The organism is Micromonospora sp. NPDC005174 (assembly GCF_040608495.1).
Lineage (GTDB): Bacteria > Actinomycetota > Actinomycetes > Mycobacteriales > Micromonosporaceae > Micromonospora.
In genome coordinates this window covers 20,516-35,264 of the sequence record NZ_JBEXIJ010000028.1, presented here as the reverse complement: position 1 = coordinate 35,264, position 14,749 = coordinate 20,516, and the positions used below count along the sequence as shown (strand labels likewise).

The window sequence follows — 14,749 nt, the reverse complement described above, 5'->3', positions numbered from 1 at the left end:
ACGGGCACGCAAAGCGTCGACCGGCATGATTGCGTGAGTGTTTCCCAGCCCTTAATTGACTGTTTCCCGGGCACGTCCGGGCGCGCGCGCCACAAAGGCCGGCACCGTCCGCGCAGGACAGTGCCGGCCGTGATTAATTCGATGGGGAATTGCCACCACAATGGTCGGCGAACAGATTTCGCCGACGGTGGACACACATTCGCGGTATCGGGCCCCCGGGCCAGATACTTCACGCAGGAAGCATCTTAGGGTCGTGCCGGGTGGGCCTGTCAAGGGTCCGGACGGGCGGTCAGAGCTGGGCGAGCACGGTGAAGTCGAGACCGTCGGCCTCGGCGAGGTAGATCCGCTGGCGCACGTGCCGCCGACGCAGCCGCAGGCGACCCCGCGGCCCGTGGTACGCCACCGTGTCGGCGGCCGTCTCGATCGCCCGCACGTCGAGGGTGCGAGCCTGCGCGATCAGGGCGGCGAGCAGCATCACGCCCTCGTAGCAGGACTCCCCCAGGCTGCCCAGCGGCGGCGCCTCGACCCCGAACCGGCGGGCGAACTCGCCGTGGAAGTCGAGGTTCTCCTGCGTCACGAGGCCGGCGAAGAACCCCGCGGTGCTGTAGAGCCGCCGCGTCGCGCCCGCGCCACTGGCCAGCAGCATGTTCTCGTCCATCAGAGTGCTCAGCCGCAGGCAGCGCTGGTCCATCCCGGCCCGCGCGAACGCCCGGTTGAACCGCACCGCGTCGGCCCCGACGAGCAGCATCACCACCGCATCGGCCTCGCTGCGCTCGATCTGGCGCAGCACGTCGTCGAAGTCGTGCGTCTCCAACGGCAGGAACGCCTGACCCACCACCTGTCCGCCGCCACGCAGCGCGTACCGGTGGGCGGCCCGCGCGGTGCGCCGCGGCCACACGTAGTCGTTGCCGACCACGAACCAGCGGCGTACGCCCTGCTCCCCGGCGAGCAGCCGCATGGCGGGCCACAACTGGGCGTCCGGCGTCTCGCTGGTCAGAAAGACCCCCTCGGTACGCTCCCCTCCCTCGTAGAGGGCGGTGTAGACGTACGGCACGCGGTGGGCGACCCGGGGCGCGAGCGCCTGCCGCACCGAGGAGATGTGCCAGCCGGTCACGCCCTGCACGGCACCCACCGACACCAGCGCCTCGACCTGGGCGGCCACCTCGGCCGGTGGGGCGCCACCGTCGACCGGCACCAGCCGTACCTCGCGGCCCAGCACCCCGCCGCAGGCGTTGATCTCCTCCACCGCGAGCTGGGCGCAGAGTTCGCACGTCGGACCGAACATCCCCGCCGGACCGCGCATCGGGTACACCAGCGCGATGCTGACCACGGCCCGATCGACGGTGAGCCACGGCGGTGCCGGCGCGGACATGAGCACATGATTGCCCGGCCCACGTCGGAAGACCAGACCTCACCACGGACCGGGACGACTCGCTACGATGACAGGGCCACCGGCCCAGGGAGTTCCATGTCAGACGTGTCCGGGGCGCCAGCCGACCTGCTGCGCTCGCTCACCCGCGCCGAACGGCTGCTCTCCCGCCGGTTGGCCGCCGTTCTGGCCGACGACGAGCTGACCACCGAGGCGTGGCGGGTGCTCTGCCTGCTGGCCGACGGTCAGGGCCATCCGATGACCGAGGTGTCCGCCGAGGCGTCGTTGCCGCCGGGCACCCTCACCAAGCTGGTCGACCAGCTCGTCGACCGTAACCTGGTGTTCCGACGGATCGACGCGCTGGACCGCCGACGCATCCGTGCCTACCTGACGACCCGTGGGCGCCGCGAGCACGCCCGCCTCGACGAGCGGGTCCGGGCCAGCCTCGCCGAGCTGGGCGTACCCGCCGACACCGCCCTGCTCGACCACCTCGACGACCTGATCGCCCGCCTCGACCCGGCCCGTCAGCGCGACCACGCCGAGGCGGCCGGCCCACGCCGCTGACCCGCGTCACTCCACCTTGGTGAGCAGCGGCTTGCCCTTCTCGACGACGTACGTGGCCAGCTCGACGGCCACCCCGTCGCCGACGTTGCGCGCCTGGTGGTGGACTCCGTACGGCACGGTCAGGGCGTCACCGACGTTGCACACGACCGGCGGCTGACCTTCGAGGGTGTACTCCAGGGAGCCCTGGAGCACGCAGATGATCTCCTCGCCGGGGTGGAAGTGCTTGAACGGCGGCGAGTCCGGCGTGAACTCGACCCGACTCTGGACGACCTCGCGGCCCTCGATGCTGAGATCGTGCCTCTGCAGGTCGACACGCCACAGCCCGGGAGCGCCCTCGACAGCCGTCGGACTGATGCCCTCGGGTCGCTCCTTGCCACTCATCACGGCCTCCTGTGCCCGTCACCCGAACGGCGATCGCACCTTCCGAGGATAGGAACATCCCGACCTGCCGGGGCGGAGATGGCGCACAACGGCATCCGCGAACGGTTCAGGCGGCCATCTCGGCGAGGTCCACCTCCTTGACGCTGAGGTGGGCGCGCAGCGTGTGCGCGTCGGGAGCGGTGGCGGTCCAGAGTGTCGCCGGGCCGCCGCTCAGGGGCAGTCGGGCGCAGGTGCCCTCGACGAACACGGGCTCGGCGGGACGCTCCGGGTCCACCACCAGCAGCGACCCGGTCGCCGGCGCGCCGCCGAGCACCGCGGGACCGGCCCAGCCGGGCGCTCCCGGCCCCACAGCCAGCGACTGGCGCAGCAGCGGCCGGCCGTCGTAGTCGACCCGGGTGTGCACGACAGCGCCGCCCGGCGTCTCGCCGTACCGGCCGCAGATCACCTCGTCGCGCCAGGTCAGTCTGGCCCCCGCGGCCAGCTCGATGCGGGACTCGGCGAGGTGGGCGCAGCCCGCCGCCGCGACCAGTTGCTCGGGCAGCCAGTGCAGGGCGCCACCGTCGCGCACGACGGCGCGTACCGCCATCCGGGACACGGCGCCGGGCCGGCCGGGCAGGGCGACCGAGGCGGCGACGCCGTGCACCCGCACCGCCGCCCCCGGCCCCACGTCGATCTCCAGGCGCAGGTCGTCGCCGGCGAGCGGACCGGCCGCCCCGCCGACGACGTACACGCTCGCCACACGACCGTCTCCGGGCGTCTGCCGCAGCAACAGCGGCGTCTCGCCGTGCAGCTCGGTGAGGACGGTGCCGCCCCGGCTGTCGGCCCGGGCCACCAGCCGGGCGAGCGCACGCATCAGGCCGGGCCGACCTGCGCGGCGATCGGGTGCAGGGCCGCGTGGTGGGCCAGTTCGTGACGGATCCAGTCGGCCACCAGACCCGCCGTCGGGTCACCGACGATCGACAGGAACAGCGTCGGAAGGTCGCCGCGCCGGGCCCGCGCGTCCCGGTCCATCACGGCCAGGTCCGCGCCCACCATCGGCGCGAGGTCGGTCTTGTTGATCACGAGCAGGTCGGCGGACGTGACCCCGGGGCCGCCCTTGCGGGGCACCTTGTCCCCGCCGGCCACGTCGACCACGAAGATCTGCCGGTCCACCAGGCCTCGGCTGAACGTGGCGGTCAGGTTGTCCCCGCCGCTCTCGACCAGCACCAGGTCCAGCGGGCCGACCGCCTCGGCCAGCTCGTCCACGGCGTCGAGGTTGGCCCCGATGTCGTCGCGGATCGCAGTGTGCGGGCAGCAGCCGGTCTCCACCGCGCGAATCCGGCTCGGGTCCAGCACGCCGGCCCGCTTGAGGAAGTCGGCGTCCTCGGTCGTGTAGATGTCGTTGGTGACCACGCCGAGGCGCAGCTCGTCTGCGAACGCGCGGCACAGGGCCGCCACCAGGGCGGTCTTGCCGGACCCGACCGGACCGCCGATGCCGACGCGCAGCGCCCGGCCGGCCCGCGCCAGCGGCGGATGCGGGTCCACCCCCGGTTCGGGGTGGGTGTGCGGAACGGTCTCGTCGTGCGGGGTCGGGTCGGCAGTGGGCGCAGCGGTCGGCGAAACGGTGTCAGGACGCAAAGAGACGCACCTCCCAGGTGGCATGAGCTTCGGCATGGATGTCGGCAAGGGGCGCGGCGGCCGCGGGCAGCCGCTCGGGTGGATCGTCGGCGGCCCGGGCCGCCTCGGCGGCGGTGTCGTCGCACAGGTCGACGAGACCGACCAGAACGGCCTGGACCTGGTACGGGTCGAGGCCGAGCAGGCGTACGCCGGCGCTGGCCGCGCCGGTCACCGTCCCGTGGGCGGCGACCATGGCCGTCTCGGCGCGGCTCAGACCGGCGGCGGCGCAGAGCAGCCCGAGCACCAACGGTTGGTGCGCTCCCCCGGGCGTGGCGGGCAGGTCGTCGAAGGACGCGCCCGGCCAGATGGCCCGGCCGGCGCGCAGCAGGGCCCGGCCCTGGCGACGGGACACCGCGCGCAGCGCCGGCGACGCGGTACGGGCGTCCAGTTCCGCGTCGAGCCGCGCCAGCATGCTCCCGCGTACGGCCGCTCCGGTCGACGTGGTCCCTCGCCCGGCGGGATCGGTCGGCGAGGTGCCCCGCCCGGCGGGATGACCCAGGCCGACCGGCCTCGCGGTGCCCTCGGCGGGCTCGGCGGCGGACGGCGTCACCGCCCGGTGCGCCGCCGCCGCGAACGCCGCGCCGACCAGCCCGGCGGTGGCCAGCCGGCCGACGAGGAACGCCTCCAGCGAGGCGAGGTCGGCGACCCGCCCGGCGGCCACCGCCGCCTCCAGGCCGCCGGAGTGCGCGTGCGCGCCGGCCGGGAAGCGACCGTCGGCGAGCAACAGGAGCAGACTCGACGTCGCCATCAGAACAGGAAGTACCGCTGGGCCATCGGCAGGCGTTGCACCGGGTCGGGCTCCACCACGACGCCGTCGATCCGGACGGTGAAGGTGTCCGGGTCCACCTCGATCCGCGGCATCGCGTCGTTCTCCGGCAGGTCGGCCTTGCCCCGCGAGCGCACGTCGGCGACGGGCACCACCCGTCGCCGCACGTCGAGGCGCAGCCCGGCGTCGAGGGCGGCCGGCGCGACGAACGCCAGGCTGGTCGCCGCCGCCGCCGCGCCGTACGCCCCGAACATCGGTCGCGGCAGCATCGGCTGCGGCGTCGGGATGGAGGCGTTGGCGTCACCCATCTGGGCATACGCGATCATGCCGCCCTTGATGACCAGGTGCGGTCGTACGCCGAAGAACGCCGGGTCCCACAGCACCAGGTCGGCGAGCTTGCCCGGCTCGACCGAGCCGATCTCCCGTTCCAACCCGTTCGCCATGGCGGCGCAGATGGTGTACTTCGCCACGTACCGCCGGGCCCGACGGTTGTCGGCCGCGCCGTCGCCGGGCAGCGCGCCCACCCGCTCCTTCATGACGTGCGCGCTCTGCCAGGTGCGCAGGATGACCTCGCCCACCCGGCCCATCGCCTGCGCGTCGGAGCCGATGATGGAGATCGCGCCGAGGTCGTGCAGCAGGTCCTCGGCGGCCATGGTGGACGGTCGTATGCGACTCTCGGCGAAGGCCAGGTCCTCGGGCACGGACGGGTTGAGATGGTGGCAGACCATCAGCATGTCCAGGTGCTCGGCGAGGGTGTTGGCGGTGTACGGCCGGGTCGGGTTGGTCGACGACGGCAGCACGTTGGGCTCGCTGGCCACCGTGATGATGTCCGGTGCGTGCCCGCCTCCCGCGCCCTCGGTGTGGTACGAGTGGATGGCCCTACCGCCGATCGCCCGCAGCGTGTCGGCCACGAACCCGGCCTCGTTGAGGGTGTCGGTGTGGATCGACACCTGCACCCCGGAGGCGTCCGCCACCCGCAGGCAGGCGTCGATCGCCGCCGGGGTGGTGCCCCAGTCCTCGTGCAGCTTGAAACCGCCCGCTCCGGCGCGCAACTGCTCCCACAGCGCCTCTTCCGAGACGGTGTTGCCCTTGCCGAGCAGCAGCACGTTGACCGGCATCGTGTCCAGCGCCTCGTGCATGCGGGCCAGGTGCCAGGCGTTCGGGGTGACCGTGGTGGCCCGGGTGCCCTCGGCGGGGCCGGTGCCACCACCGACGAGCGTGGTGACGCCGCTGGCGAGCGCCTCGGTGACGATCTCCGGGCAGATGAAGTGGACGTGGGTGTCGACCGCCCCGGCGGTGAGGATCCGGCCATTGCCGGCGATGACCTCGGTGGCCGGTCCGATCACCAGGTCGGGATGGACGCCGGGCATGGTGTCCGGGTTGCCGGCCCGACCGAGTGCGACGATCCGCCCGTCGCGCAGGCCCACGTCGGCCTTGACCACCCCCCAGTGGTCGAGCACCACCGCACCGGTGATGACGGTGTCGAGGGCACCCTCGGCACGGGTCGCCCGCGACTGGCCCATCGACTCGCGGATCACCTTCCCGCCGCCGAACACCGCCTCGTCGCCGCCCACGCAGTGGTCGGTCTCCACCTCGATCAGCAGGCTCGTGTCGGCCAGTCGGATGCGGTCGCCCGTGGTGGGCCCGTACAGGTCGATGTAGCGGTCCCGCCGCACGGCGCTCACCGTGCCAACCCGTCGCTCGTCGGCGCGTCGGTCGGTGACCCGGTGTCCAGCGGCCCGGCGCACTCGCCGCGCAGGCCGGGCACGACGCGCGCGCCGCCGAGCGGGACCAGGTCGACGCTGCGACTCACGCCCGGCTCGAACCGGACCGAGGTGCCCGCCGGTACGGCGAGGCGCTGCCCCCAGGCGACGCCCCGGTCGAACATCAGGGCCGGGTTGGCCTCGGCGAAGTGGTAGTGCGAGCCCACCTGCACCGGACGGTCGGCGGTGTTGACCACGACCAGCGTGGTCACCGGCCGACCCACGTTGATCTCGACCGGGCTGGCCGCCGGCAGAATCTCCCCCGGGATCACGGGATCGGGTGGTGCACCGTCACGAGCTTGGTACCGTCCGGGAACGTCGCCTCCACCTGCACCTCCCTCAGCAGCTCGGGGATGCCGTCCTGGACGTCGTCGCGGTCGAGCACGGTCCGGCCGGCCGACATGAGGTCGACCACCGACCGGCCGTCACGGGCCCCTTCCAGCAGGAAGGCGGTGATGATCGCGACGGCCTCGGGGTAGTTGAGTCGCAGGCCGCGCTCGCGGCGGCGGCGGGCGACATCGGCCGCGACGTGGACGAGCAGGCGGTCCTGCTCGTGCGGGCTGAGGAACACGGGATTCTCCGGTGGGGATCGGCGTGGCCGGCTCGCCGTCGGCTCCGCGCGGAGCCGCGCCGGGCAGCGACACCCGGAGTACGAGCTGGGATCACACGACCGCCGGAACCGTCGTCGCCGGGGTGGCCCGGGACTCCACCATCCCGGCCCGCACGACGGGCATCCGGCGGTGTCGGTCGGATGCGGACCGCACCGCCCACCGCTTGTGCCGACCGTAGAGGATCGCCACCGGCGGGGGCAACAGTCTGCCCGGGATGAGGGATCATGCCGTGCCGGCGCCGGGGTCGGAAAGCCGACGCGCCTGCGGGCCGCATCGTGGTTCGCGGCGGCTCGCACGCGAGCGCGTCGATGGGATCATGGCGGTAGCGGGCGTTCCCGTCCGCCTCGTCCGATCCATAGTGGAGGCATCCGTTGGGTGAGTCCCCGCCCCCCGCGTCGACCACCGGCGCCAGCGACGACCGTCGGATCAGGACGCTCGCCGTGATCGGCGTGGCGGCCAACATCCTCGGTGTGGTGACCGCGGTGGAGAGCTGGCTCAAACAGGACGTGCTGCTGTTCGCCCTCACCCTGACGGCGGTGCTGCTGCTCGGCGGGTTCTGGCTGTGGCGTCGGCGGACCCGCGTCGCGATCGCCATGCTGGCACTCGGCTGCCTGCTGCTCGGCGGTGTCCTGGCGACCCAGCTCCGCCACCGGTCGACGCCGTCATCCACCGCCGGCTCGTCGTCGATGCCGTCACCCACCGGCTCGCCGACGTCGGCCACCGCACCCCCACCGACCACCGGCCCCGCCGCGCCCTCCCCGAGCCAGGCCACCCCTGGTGCGAACCCCGACACACCCCGCACCCTCGTCGACCAGACCGTGGTGCTGCCCCGGTCGGCGGCCGTCGACGTCGACCAGCGGGATCAGCCGGTCGTGCCGCACCACTCCGACGGGGCCACGGACGGGCTGGACCTCTACCACGACTGGGGGCAGGTGCGGTCGGACAACATCCAGGTCGCCAACACTCCGAGCGTGTACCAGTACTCCGGCGGCAACCCCGCCCAGGCGTACGCGGGCTGCGTGGCGTCGGCCACCGGCTCGGCGCGGGCCTTGTTCACGCCCGGCGCGGACTGGTGCTTCCGTACCTCGGAGGGACGCCTCGGGTTCGCCACCATCACGAACACCCGTGCCGATCAGGCGTTCGTGGTCCGCGTCGTCGTGTGGGACGCCACGGGCACCTGACCCGATGATCGTTGGCGGCTGAGCAACAAACTGCACGGCGTGTCGTGTCGCTCAACGACCAACGATCACGGGCTCCGACGGCGGGCGGGGCGTCGACGTGCCCACGAACGGGATGTCATTCCCGCGACAGGCCGATGCGGAAGATGATCGCTCGATGACGGCGGCGAGGCGTACGGGCGCACTGATCGGCGGGCTCTTCCTGGCGGTGGCCACAGTCGGGGTTTGGCTCGTCTGGCTGGGCTGGGACACCGGTTACACGGTCGACGCGCGGACCGGCGCGACGAGCGGCTCGTACGAGGCGTGGCAGGTGATCGGCTGATAAGGCTTGCGCCGGATGGGTTCTGAGCGACCAGCACGTCGTCGCGTGCCCCGTCGTTGGTGGTGGGCAGGCCGAACGCCGCCGGGCCCGGGCCGGGCCCGCACTGCTGGGCGTCTGACGCCCACGCCGGGCGTCCTGCTAGGTTGACACGACTTTCGAACATCGAGCGGCGTCATCCCGGGGGAACTCATGGCCAAGCGACGAGTGGACCGTCGATCGTGGTTCATCCTGCTGGCGGGGATCGCGATGCTGATCCTGGGCGCGGTGTTCCTGGCGGACGGCTCGAACTCCTGCGGCGGCTCGGAGATGAGCGAGGGCGACACGTGCGTCACCTACCGCGACGGGCAGCGCAGCGTCCGTGACGCCGAGGGGCAGCGCGCCGTCAACCAGTCCAAGGGTGGCGCCCTGGTCGGCCTGGGCGCCCTGATGGTCCTGCTCGGCGGGTTCCTGGTCCGCGGCGACCGCGGGAAGGACCCGTCGGCCCCAGTGGCCGACCGGCTCGAGCTGGCCCGCCGGGAGGGCTGGCAGTTCACCGAGGTGGACACGGAGCTGGTGGACACCTTGCGGCATCACCTCCAGTTCGAGAGCAGCCCGGCGGCGTGGTCGGTGCTGCGCGGCACCCACGACGGGTTGCGGTTCACGATTTTCGACTACACCTGGATTGGGAAGACGTTCACGGCCTGGCTGGTCCATGTGCCCGAGCCGTCCCCGGAGTTCGAGAGGTGGGCGACGTCCGCCACTTTCGGGTGGCGCAAGCCGCTCACCGGTGTGGTGGTGGACGAGCGTGCGGTGATCGGGTCCGGCCCGGTGTTCCGCGCGGAGGACCCCGAGCGGGTGCTCAAGCCGATCCGGTTCCTGACCGAGTTGGTGCGTCGGTACGAGCGGTCCGCCATGCCACGCCCCTGATCCGGGTCATCGGCCGGGAGGCGGGCCGCAGCGCCGGGAATCAGATCCAGCGCAACGGCTGCGGGCCGCCTACCCTGCGGCGTTCCCTGCCAACTTCGCGCTGCTGGCCGCACTGGCCGCGTGGCGACTCAGCCCGTGGCTGGTGGCACCCGTGATGACCGTCGCCTTCACCGCCGCCTGGTCCCGACAGGCGGCGTTGCGCGACGACAGGTTCTGTGGGTTGTCGGAGCAGTCCTGGTGCTGGTCGGGATGGCAGTGGGCAGTACGACGGTGAGCCTCGCCGTCCGCCGGGTTGCCGGAGGCCGGGTCGCCCGTTCCGACTAGGCCGTGTGTCAAGGTCCTCGGTCGAGCCGAGGGGCAGACAGCAGGTGTGAGGCCTTCGCCTTGAGCCTGGCGCGGCGGACACCACAATGAGGGTGATGCCTGTGAGTCATCTTGATGCCCCACAGGCATCACGCTCAATGGAGCGGGCGGCTCCGATCCGGCCGGACCACAGGCCCGCGAGCGGCGGTTCACCAACGGCCGAAACGGCCGGTCCTCACGGCCTCCGCAGGCCGGCCAGGGGCTTTAGACACACGGCCTAGTACTCCAGCCGCAGTTGCCTGATCTGGAGTTTCGGCAGCTCACTGGCATGATCGACGACGTAGTTGAGCCTGCCACGTAGCTGCGGATGTCGATGCTACCGGCTCACGGGTGACGTGATCGCACCGTCTGTCTGTTGTGGTCGGTCGAAGCGCCGGCAGGCTCCCGTGCTTGTGTTGATCGATGAGATCGTGGGCTGGCGGGCGGGTTTGGATGATCTGTTGGCGCGGTTCGCGCACCGGTTCGGGCGTGCGGAACCGCGCCGGCAGGCGTTGACCTACCTGGTCGGGCTGTTGTCACCCTTGGCCAGCAAGAACGGCTGGACCCTGGCCGAGGCTGCCGGCGATGCGACGCCGGACCGGATGCAGCGGCTGCTCAACAGGTCCGCGTGGGACCCGGACGCGGTCCGCGATGATCTGTTCGCCTACGTGTCCGAGCACCTCGGTCACGACGACGGTGTGCTGATTGTCGACGAGACCGGGTTCCTGAAGAAGGGCATCAAGTCGGCCGGGGTGCAGCGTCAGTACTCGGGCACGGCCGGGCGGACGGAGAACTGCCAGCTCGGGGTGTTCCTGGCCTATGCCAGCCCGGCCGGGCGCACGCCGGGAGTTGTATCTGCCCCGCGGCTGGTGCGACGACCCCGCCCGCCGCGAGGAAGCCGGCATCGCAGCCAGCGTCGGGTTCGCCACGAAACCCGCCCTGGGCCTGCGGATGATCGAACGCGCCATCACCGCCGGCCTGCCGGCGCGATGGGTCACCGCCGACGAGGCATACGGACAGGACTCGAAATTCCGGACCTGGCTGCAGCAGCACAGGATGGGCTATGTCCTGGCCGTGCCTCGCAACCAGCGGGTCCCGACCACGGCGGGCAACTCCCGCCCGGACGTCCTCGCCGCCAACGCGCCGGCCCTGGCATGGAAGCGCCGTAGCTGTGGCGCCGGCGCCAAAGGACCACGACTCTACGACTGGGCCGTGGCCTCCCTCCCCGGTACCGACGACGGTTACGGCCACTGGTTGCTGATCCGCCGCAGCATCACCAGATCGCCGGGACCCGGTGGGCGGTCGAGGAATGCTTCCAGACCGCGAAGACCGAGATCGGCTTGGACCATCATCAGGTGCGTCGCTACGACGCCTGGTACCGCCACATAACGCTCGTTCTGTGCGCCCACGCCTACCTCGCCGTCACCGCCGCCCACGCCAAAAAGGGGGCACCGAATCCGACGACGGCCTCATCCCTCTCACCCTCGGCGAGGTCCGCCGTCTGCTGGCACACCTGATCACCACCATCCGACCCTTCGTCCACATCCATCGATGGTCACGATGGCGACGCCGACACCAATACCGCGCCAAAACAGCCCACTACCAGCGAAGACTTCACCTCCACCAGGTACGGCTGGAGTACTAGGACGCATCCGGACGACCTCGCGACGGCTCGTTGGTTGTTGACCCCACCCTCATGGAGCGAGGTTTGGACCAGCATGACGCACTGCAGGTAGGGGGCGTAACGCCGCCTTGCGTCGCGGAGCGCGCTTTCGCCGAGATCAGTGCGTCTCACAAGCCAAGGCGATCATTGACGAGATTTTTCGGCTGCTTCGGTCGTCCGGCGGGGCAGATTTTTCCGTCCGTAGCGGATAACGTACCGCGATGTGAATCATGATCCGGCCAGTGAGATGCCGAAATCCAGGCCGCCGGGCGACTACGGGATCGACGCTCCGCGGCTTCTGATCGTGCCGGTGGTGCTGATGGGTGCCGGTATTGCCCAAGCTGTTGTCCAGCAGACGTTCTGGCCGCTGGTCGGCACCGCACTGATTTTGTCCTGTTGCTTGTTGGCCCTCTATGCCTCTCGGGTCGGGAAGTTCGTGGTCTGGGGGCGGCTGCTCGACGAGCTGAAGCTGCGCGGTAGCGAAGAGGTTGTGGATCTCGGCTGCGGTCGCGGCGCGTTATTGATCTCCGCAGCGCAGCGGGTCCCTGCCGGGCGAGCGGTCGGCGTCGACCTCTGGCGTGCTGACCAATCGGGCAACAACCCGGACGCGACCATGCGCAATGCGGCCGCTGCGGGTGTCGCGGATCGCGTCGAGCTTCATACCGGCAACTTGATCCAGCTACCGCTGGCGGATGAATCGTTCGACGTGGTCGTCTCCAATGTGGCTGTGCACAACCTTAAAGCGCTTGATGACCGAGACCGTGCGATGAATGAAGCGGTGCGGGTACTGCGGCCCGGAGGGCGATTGCTGATCGCTGACCTTAGCGGCACCCGTCAGTACCAGCAACGACTGCGGCACCTCGGTATGGCCGAAGTAAGTCGGCGCGGCTTAGGCTGGCGGTTGTGGTGGAGCGGTCCCTGGCTGTCGACTCACCTGGTAAGTGCCCGTAAACCGAGTTAGAGGTCTGCCGGTTACCTGCGGGCGGCAGGACGCGCTACTCCTACGCCCTTGGGTAAGGGTTTCGTCAGGCAACGCGCAGTTCGCGGCTGGCACGGTTGAGCCACGCTAAGGCGCGGATGGCGTCGTATGTACCCGCTTTCAATTGAGCTGCGGCGCGGGACGCCGTTTAATAAAGCTGCACCAAGGCTTTCGAGTAAGCCCGGGCGCTTTACATGGTTGGCTCAATATGCCCGGTGTAGACCATCCGCTCATGCCGCTGGTCGCGCGTGCTGCACAGCCCAACCTGCATTGGGGGCACGTGCTTCGCCTCGGCGTTGTCGCCCGCTCGTCTCAGGACGGTCCGGCGGTCCAGGGCGCGTCCGGCCCGGTGCGGTGGGCGCTCTCGCCGGGACCGAGGTCGAGAACGTCGAGCAGCGTGAGGTCGTGTTCCACGGCGTGGTGGAGGTGACTGAGCTTGCCCGTCGCGGGGTCGGCGTCGCTCGTGCCGATGAGTTGCCAGAGTCCGTCGTCGGCGTCGTGGCTGACGTACAGGATCGGCTCTTTCTGGTCGAAGACCTCGCCGGTCTGGATGCTGTTGGTCCCCAGCAGCCAGTGTTCCATCCACCGCGCGCGCCGGTCCCGCTCCATGACGAGGTCCACCAGCCACCAGATGAACGGCAGATCCTCGTGTGCGCGGGCCTCGGTCGCGGTGAGGTCGGGGCCGCCCTCGGGGACTCGCTCGAACGGCTCGTCGACGAGCGAGCAGGCGTAGCTGTTCTCCCTGTCGAAGATGACCGCGTGGAAGCTGGCGCCGCCGGGGTTTCCGGCCCCGATTCCCACCGTGAGCCGGGCGTGGTGGTGCTCGGAGTTGGTCGTCCAGCCGAACGCGTACGACGCGAGCTCACCGCGCGGCCCGACGAACTCACCGAAAGCGCGCCGTTCCACACCCGAGCCGGCCTGCGTCTCGGTCAACCGGCCCTCGATCACCTTCGGATTCACGCGGCGAGACTACCGGCGCGGGCGGGATGCGCGTGGAGGCAGCGGCACGTCGTCGGGTGCGGGCGCGCCGGGCGCCCGCACCCACCGGTCGCTCAGCGGGCCGCGGCCGGCTGTGGTGCCGGACGAAGGGTCGCAGTCCCGGCGAAGGGGATGTCCGGGAGATCGGCTGAGTCCGGCTCGCCGTCGGGGTGCCGCCACAGTCCGCGCTCGCGCAGGATCGGCAGCACACCCTCGCCGAACCAGTACGCCTCCTCCAGGTGGGGGTAGCCGGAGAGGATGAACTCGTCGATGCCGAGCGCGTGGTACTCGGCGATCCGGTCCGCGATCTCCCGATGGCTGCCGACCAGGGCGGTGCCGGCTCCACCCCGGACGAGGCCGACGCCGGCCCACAGGTTGGGCGCGACCTCCAGGCTGTCGCGGGAGCCGCCGTGCAGGTCGAGCATCCGGCGTTGCCCCTCGGACTCGCTGCGACGCAGCCCGTCCTGCACCGCCTTGATGTCGGCCTCGGCGATGCCGTCGAGCAGCCGGCGGGCCTGTGCCCACGCCTCGTCGGCGGTGTCGCGGGCGATGACGTGCAGCCGGATGCCGAAGCGCAGTTCCCGGCCGGCGGCGGCAGCCAGCGACCGGACCCGGTCGAGCTTCTCGGCGACCTGGGCCGGCGGCTCGCCCCAGGTGAGGTAGACGTCGCTGTGCCGCACCGCCACGGGCAGGGCGGCGGCGGACGAGCCACCGAAGTAGACCGCCGGCGGCGGATCGGGGAGCCGGTGCAGCCGCGCCTGCTCGACGCGCAGATGCGTGCCGGCGTGGTCGACGGTCTCGCCCCGCCACAGCGCGCGTACGACGTGCAGGAACTCGTCGGCTCGCGCGTACCGGGCGTCCTTGTCCAGGAAGTCGCCGTACGCCCGCTGTTCCGTCGACTCGCCGCCGGTCACCACGTTGAGCAGCAGTCGCCCCCGGGACAGCCGCTGGAAGGTGGAGGCCATCTGCGCGGCGAGGGTGGGTGAGGTCAGACCGGGTCGGAACGCCACCAGGAACTTGAGGCGTTCGGTGACCTCGCTGAGCATCGCCGTGGTGAGCCAGGCGTCCTCGCACCACGCGCCGGTCGGGGTGAGCGCGCCGACGAAGCCCAGCTGCTCGGCGGTGCGGGCGATCTGCCCCAGGTAGGCAACGCTCGGCGGGCGGGCGCCACCGGCCGCTCCGGTGGGTACGCCGTGTCCACCGCCGACGACGTCCCGGCTGTCGCCGTTGGTGGGCAGGAACCAGTGGAAGGTGAGGGTCATCGCGGCTCT

General features: G+C 71.3%; 18 protein-coding genes and 1 pseudogene. 8 read left to right on the top strand and 11 right to left on the bottom strand.

Going from position 1 to position 14,749, the window contains the following annotated elements; all coding sequences use genetic code 11:
- Positions 1-289: 289 nt before the first annotated feature.
- On the bottom strand, positions 290-1,372 hold the full coding sequence (locus ABZU91_RS25445; RefSeq protein WP_355245235.1) for a substrate-binding domain-containing protein: 1,083 nt from the start codon (positions 1,370-1,372) through the stop codon (positions 290-292).
- A 96-nt stretch (positions 1,373-1,468) separates the two neighbouring features.
- On the opposite strand from ABZU91_RS25445, the gene ABZU91_RS25440 reads away from it, so the two are divergent.
- Entirely contained in the window at positions 1,469-1,933 is a 465-nt protein-coding gene (locus tag ABZU91_RS25440) for a MarR family transcriptional regulator (protein ID WP_355245233.1), read from the top strand.
- Positions 1,934-1,939: 6 nt separating this feature from the next.
- On the opposite strand, the gene ABZU91_RS25435 is transcribed toward ABZU91_RS25440, so the two are convergent.
- The 8 genes from ABZU91_RS25435 to ABZU91_RS25400 all read right to left on the bottom strand — a co-directional run bounded on the left by ABZU91_RS25435 (position 1,940) and on the right by ABZU91_RS25400 (position 7,299).
- A complete protein-coding gene (locus ABZU91_RS25435) occupies positions 1,940-2,314 on the bottom strand; it encodes a cupin domain-containing protein (RefSeq protein WP_355245230.1) in 375 nt (124 codons plus the stop codon).
- A 106-nt stretch (positions 2,315-2,420) separates the two neighbouring features.
- Positions 2,421-3,167: an urease accessory protein UreD gene (locus tag ABZU91_RS25430; RefSeq protein WP_355245227.1), complete on the bottom strand. Its 747-nt coding sequence runs from the start codon at positions 3,165-3,167 to the stop codon at positions 2,421-2,423.
- Positions 3,167-3,931: an urease accessory protein UreG gene (ureG, locus tag ABZU91_RS25425; RefSeq protein ID WP_355245224.1), complete on the bottom strand. Its 765-nt coding sequence runs from the start codon at positions 3,929-3,931 to the stop codon at positions 3,167-3,169. The genes ABZU91_RS25430 and ureG overlap by 1 nt, the downstream gene beginning before the upstream one ends.
- Positions 3,921-4,718 (bottom strand): urease accessory UreF family protein, encoded by a 798-nt coding sequence (locus ABZU91_RS25420; RefSeq protein ID WP_355245222.1) that lies wholly within the window; start codon positions 4,716-4,718, stop codon positions 3,921-3,923. Before ABZU91_RS25420 ends, ureG begins: the two co-directional genes overlap by 11 nt.
- Entirely contained in the window at positions 4,718-6,421 is a 1,704-nt protein-coding gene (locus ABZU91_RS25415) for an urease subunit alpha (protein WP_355245219.1), read from the bottom strand. Before ABZU91_RS25415 ends, ABZU91_RS25420 begins: the two co-directional genes overlap by 1 nt.
- Complete coding sequence (locus ABZU91_RS25410; RefSeq protein ID WP_355245216.1) at positions 6,418-6,771, bottom strand: urease subunit beta; 354 nt, start codon at positions 6,769-6,771, stop codon at positions 6,418-6,420. The genes ABZU91_RS25415 and ABZU91_RS25410 overlap by 4 nt, the downstream gene beginning before the upstream one ends.
- A complete protein-coding gene (locus ABZU91_RS25405; protein ID WP_355245213.1) occupies positions 6,768-7,070 on the bottom strand; it encodes an urease subunit gamma in 303 nt (100 codons plus the stop codon). The genes ABZU91_RS25410 and ABZU91_RS25405 overlap by 4 nt, the downstream gene beginning before the upstream one ends.
- A gap of 91 nt (positions 7,071-7,161) precedes the next feature.
- Entirely contained in the window at positions 7,162-7,299 is a 138-nt protein-coding gene (locus ABZU91_RS25400) for a hypothetical protein (protein ID WP_355245210.1), read from the bottom strand.
- Between the two features lie 182 nt (positions 7,300-7,481).
- Here ABZU91_RS25400 and ABZU91_RS25395 point away from each other — a divergent pair, with 182 nt between their 5' ends.
- From ABZU91_RS25395 to ABZU91_RS25365, 7 genes and pseudogenes are all read left to right on the top strand, one after another.
- On the top strand, positions 7,482-8,291 hold the full coding sequence (locus ABZU91_RS25395; protein ID WP_355245207.1) for a hypothetical protein: 810 nt from the start codon (positions 7,482-7,484) through the stop codon (positions 8,289-8,291).
- Between the two features lie 154 nt (positions 8,292-8,445).
- On the top strand, positions 8,446-8,610 hold the full coding sequence (locus tag ABZU91_RS25390) for a hypothetical protein (RefSeq protein ID WP_355245204.1): 165 nt from the start codon (positions 8,446-8,448) through the stop codon (positions 8,608-8,610).
- A 189-nt stretch (positions 8,611-8,799) separates the two neighbouring features.
- Positions 8,800-9,516, top strand: coding sequence for a hypothetical protein (locus ABZU91_RS25385; protein WP_355245201.1), 717 nt, complete (start codon positions 8,800-8,802; stop codon positions 9,514-9,516).
- 142 nt (positions 9,517-9,658) lie between these two features.
- The gene (locus ABZU91_RS25380; RefSeq protein WP_355245198.1) at positions 9,659-9,790 is read left to right on the top strand and encodes a hypothetical protein; all 132 of its coding nucleotides are present in this window, start codon (positions 9,659-9,661) and stop codon (positions 9,788-9,790) included.
- 424 nt (positions 9,791-10,214) lie between these two features.
- Positions 10,215-10,893, top strand: a pseudogene (locus tag ABZU91_RS25375) (IS701 family transposase); the annotation flags it as partial.
- A 134-nt stretch (positions 10,894-11,027) separates the two neighbouring features.
- Positions 11,028-11,375: a transposase gene (locus tag ABZU91_RS25370; protein ID WP_355245374.1), complete on the top strand. Its 348-nt coding sequence runs from the start codon at positions 11,028-11,030 to the stop codon at positions 11,373-11,375.
- Positions 11,376-11,744: 369 nt separating this feature from the next.
- The gene (locus tag ABZU91_RS25365; protein ID WP_355245196.1) at positions 11,745-12,482 is read left to right on the top strand and encodes a class I SAM-dependent methyltransferase; all 738 of its coding nucleotides are present in this window, start codon (positions 11,745-11,747) and stop codon (positions 12,480-12,482) included.
- Between the two features lie 330 nt (positions 12,483-12,812).
- Here the strand turns inward: ABZU91_RS25365 and ABZU91_RS25360 are convergent, their stop codons facing one another.
- Entirely contained in the window at positions 12,813-13,460 is a 648-nt protein-coding gene (locus ABZU91_RS25360) for a hypothetical protein (RefSeq protein ID WP_355245193.1), read from the bottom strand.
- A gap of 92 nt (positions 13,461-13,552) precedes the next feature.
- The gene (locus ABZU91_RS25355) at positions 13,553-14,740 is read right to left on the bottom strand and encodes an LLM class flavin-dependent oxidoreductase (protein ID WP_355245191.1); all 1,188 of its coding nucleotides are present in this window, start codon (positions 14,738-14,740) and stop codon (positions 13,553-13,555) included.
- Positions 14,741-14,749: the final 9 nt, after the last annotated feature.

What these genes read in the sequence shown, in the direction of transcription:
- ABZU91_RS25435 (WP_355245230.1), bottom strand. Translation starts at nt 2,314, where the DNA reads ATGAGTGGCAAGGAGCGACCCGAGGGCATCAGTCCGACGGCTGTCGAG.
- ABZU91_RS25440 (WP_355245233.1), top strand. Translation starts at nt 1,469, where the DNA reads ATGTCAGACGTGTCCGGGGCGCCAGCCGACCTGCTGCGCTCGCTCACC.
- ABZU91_RS25390 (WP_355245204.1), top strand. Translation starts at nt 8,446, where the DNA reads ATGACGGCGGCGAGGCGTACGGGCGCACTGATCGGCGGGCTCTTCCTG.
- ABZU91_RS25445 (WP_355245235.1), bottom strand. Translation starts at nt 1,372, where the DNA reads ATGTCCGCGCCGGCACCGCCGTGGCTCACCGTCGATCGGGCCGTGGTC.
- ABZU91_RS25420 (WP_355245222.1), bottom strand. Translation starts at nt 4,718, where the DNA reads ATGGCGACGTCGAGTCTGCTCCTGTTGCTCGCCGACGGTCGCTTCCCG.
- ABZU91_RS25355 (WP_355245191.1), bottom strand. Translation starts at nt 14,740, where the DNA reads ATGACCCTCACCTTCCACTGGTTCCTGCCCACCAACGGCGACAGCCGG.
- ABZU91_RS25385 (WP_355245201.1), top strand. Translation starts at nt 8,800, where the DNA reads ATGGCCAAGCGACGAGTGGACCGTCGATCGTGGTTCATCCTGCTGGCG.
- ABZU91_RS25430 (WP_355245227.1), bottom strand. Translation starts at nt 3,167, where the DNA reads ATGCGTGCGCTCGCCCGGCTGGTGGCCCGGGCCGACAGCCGGGGCGGC.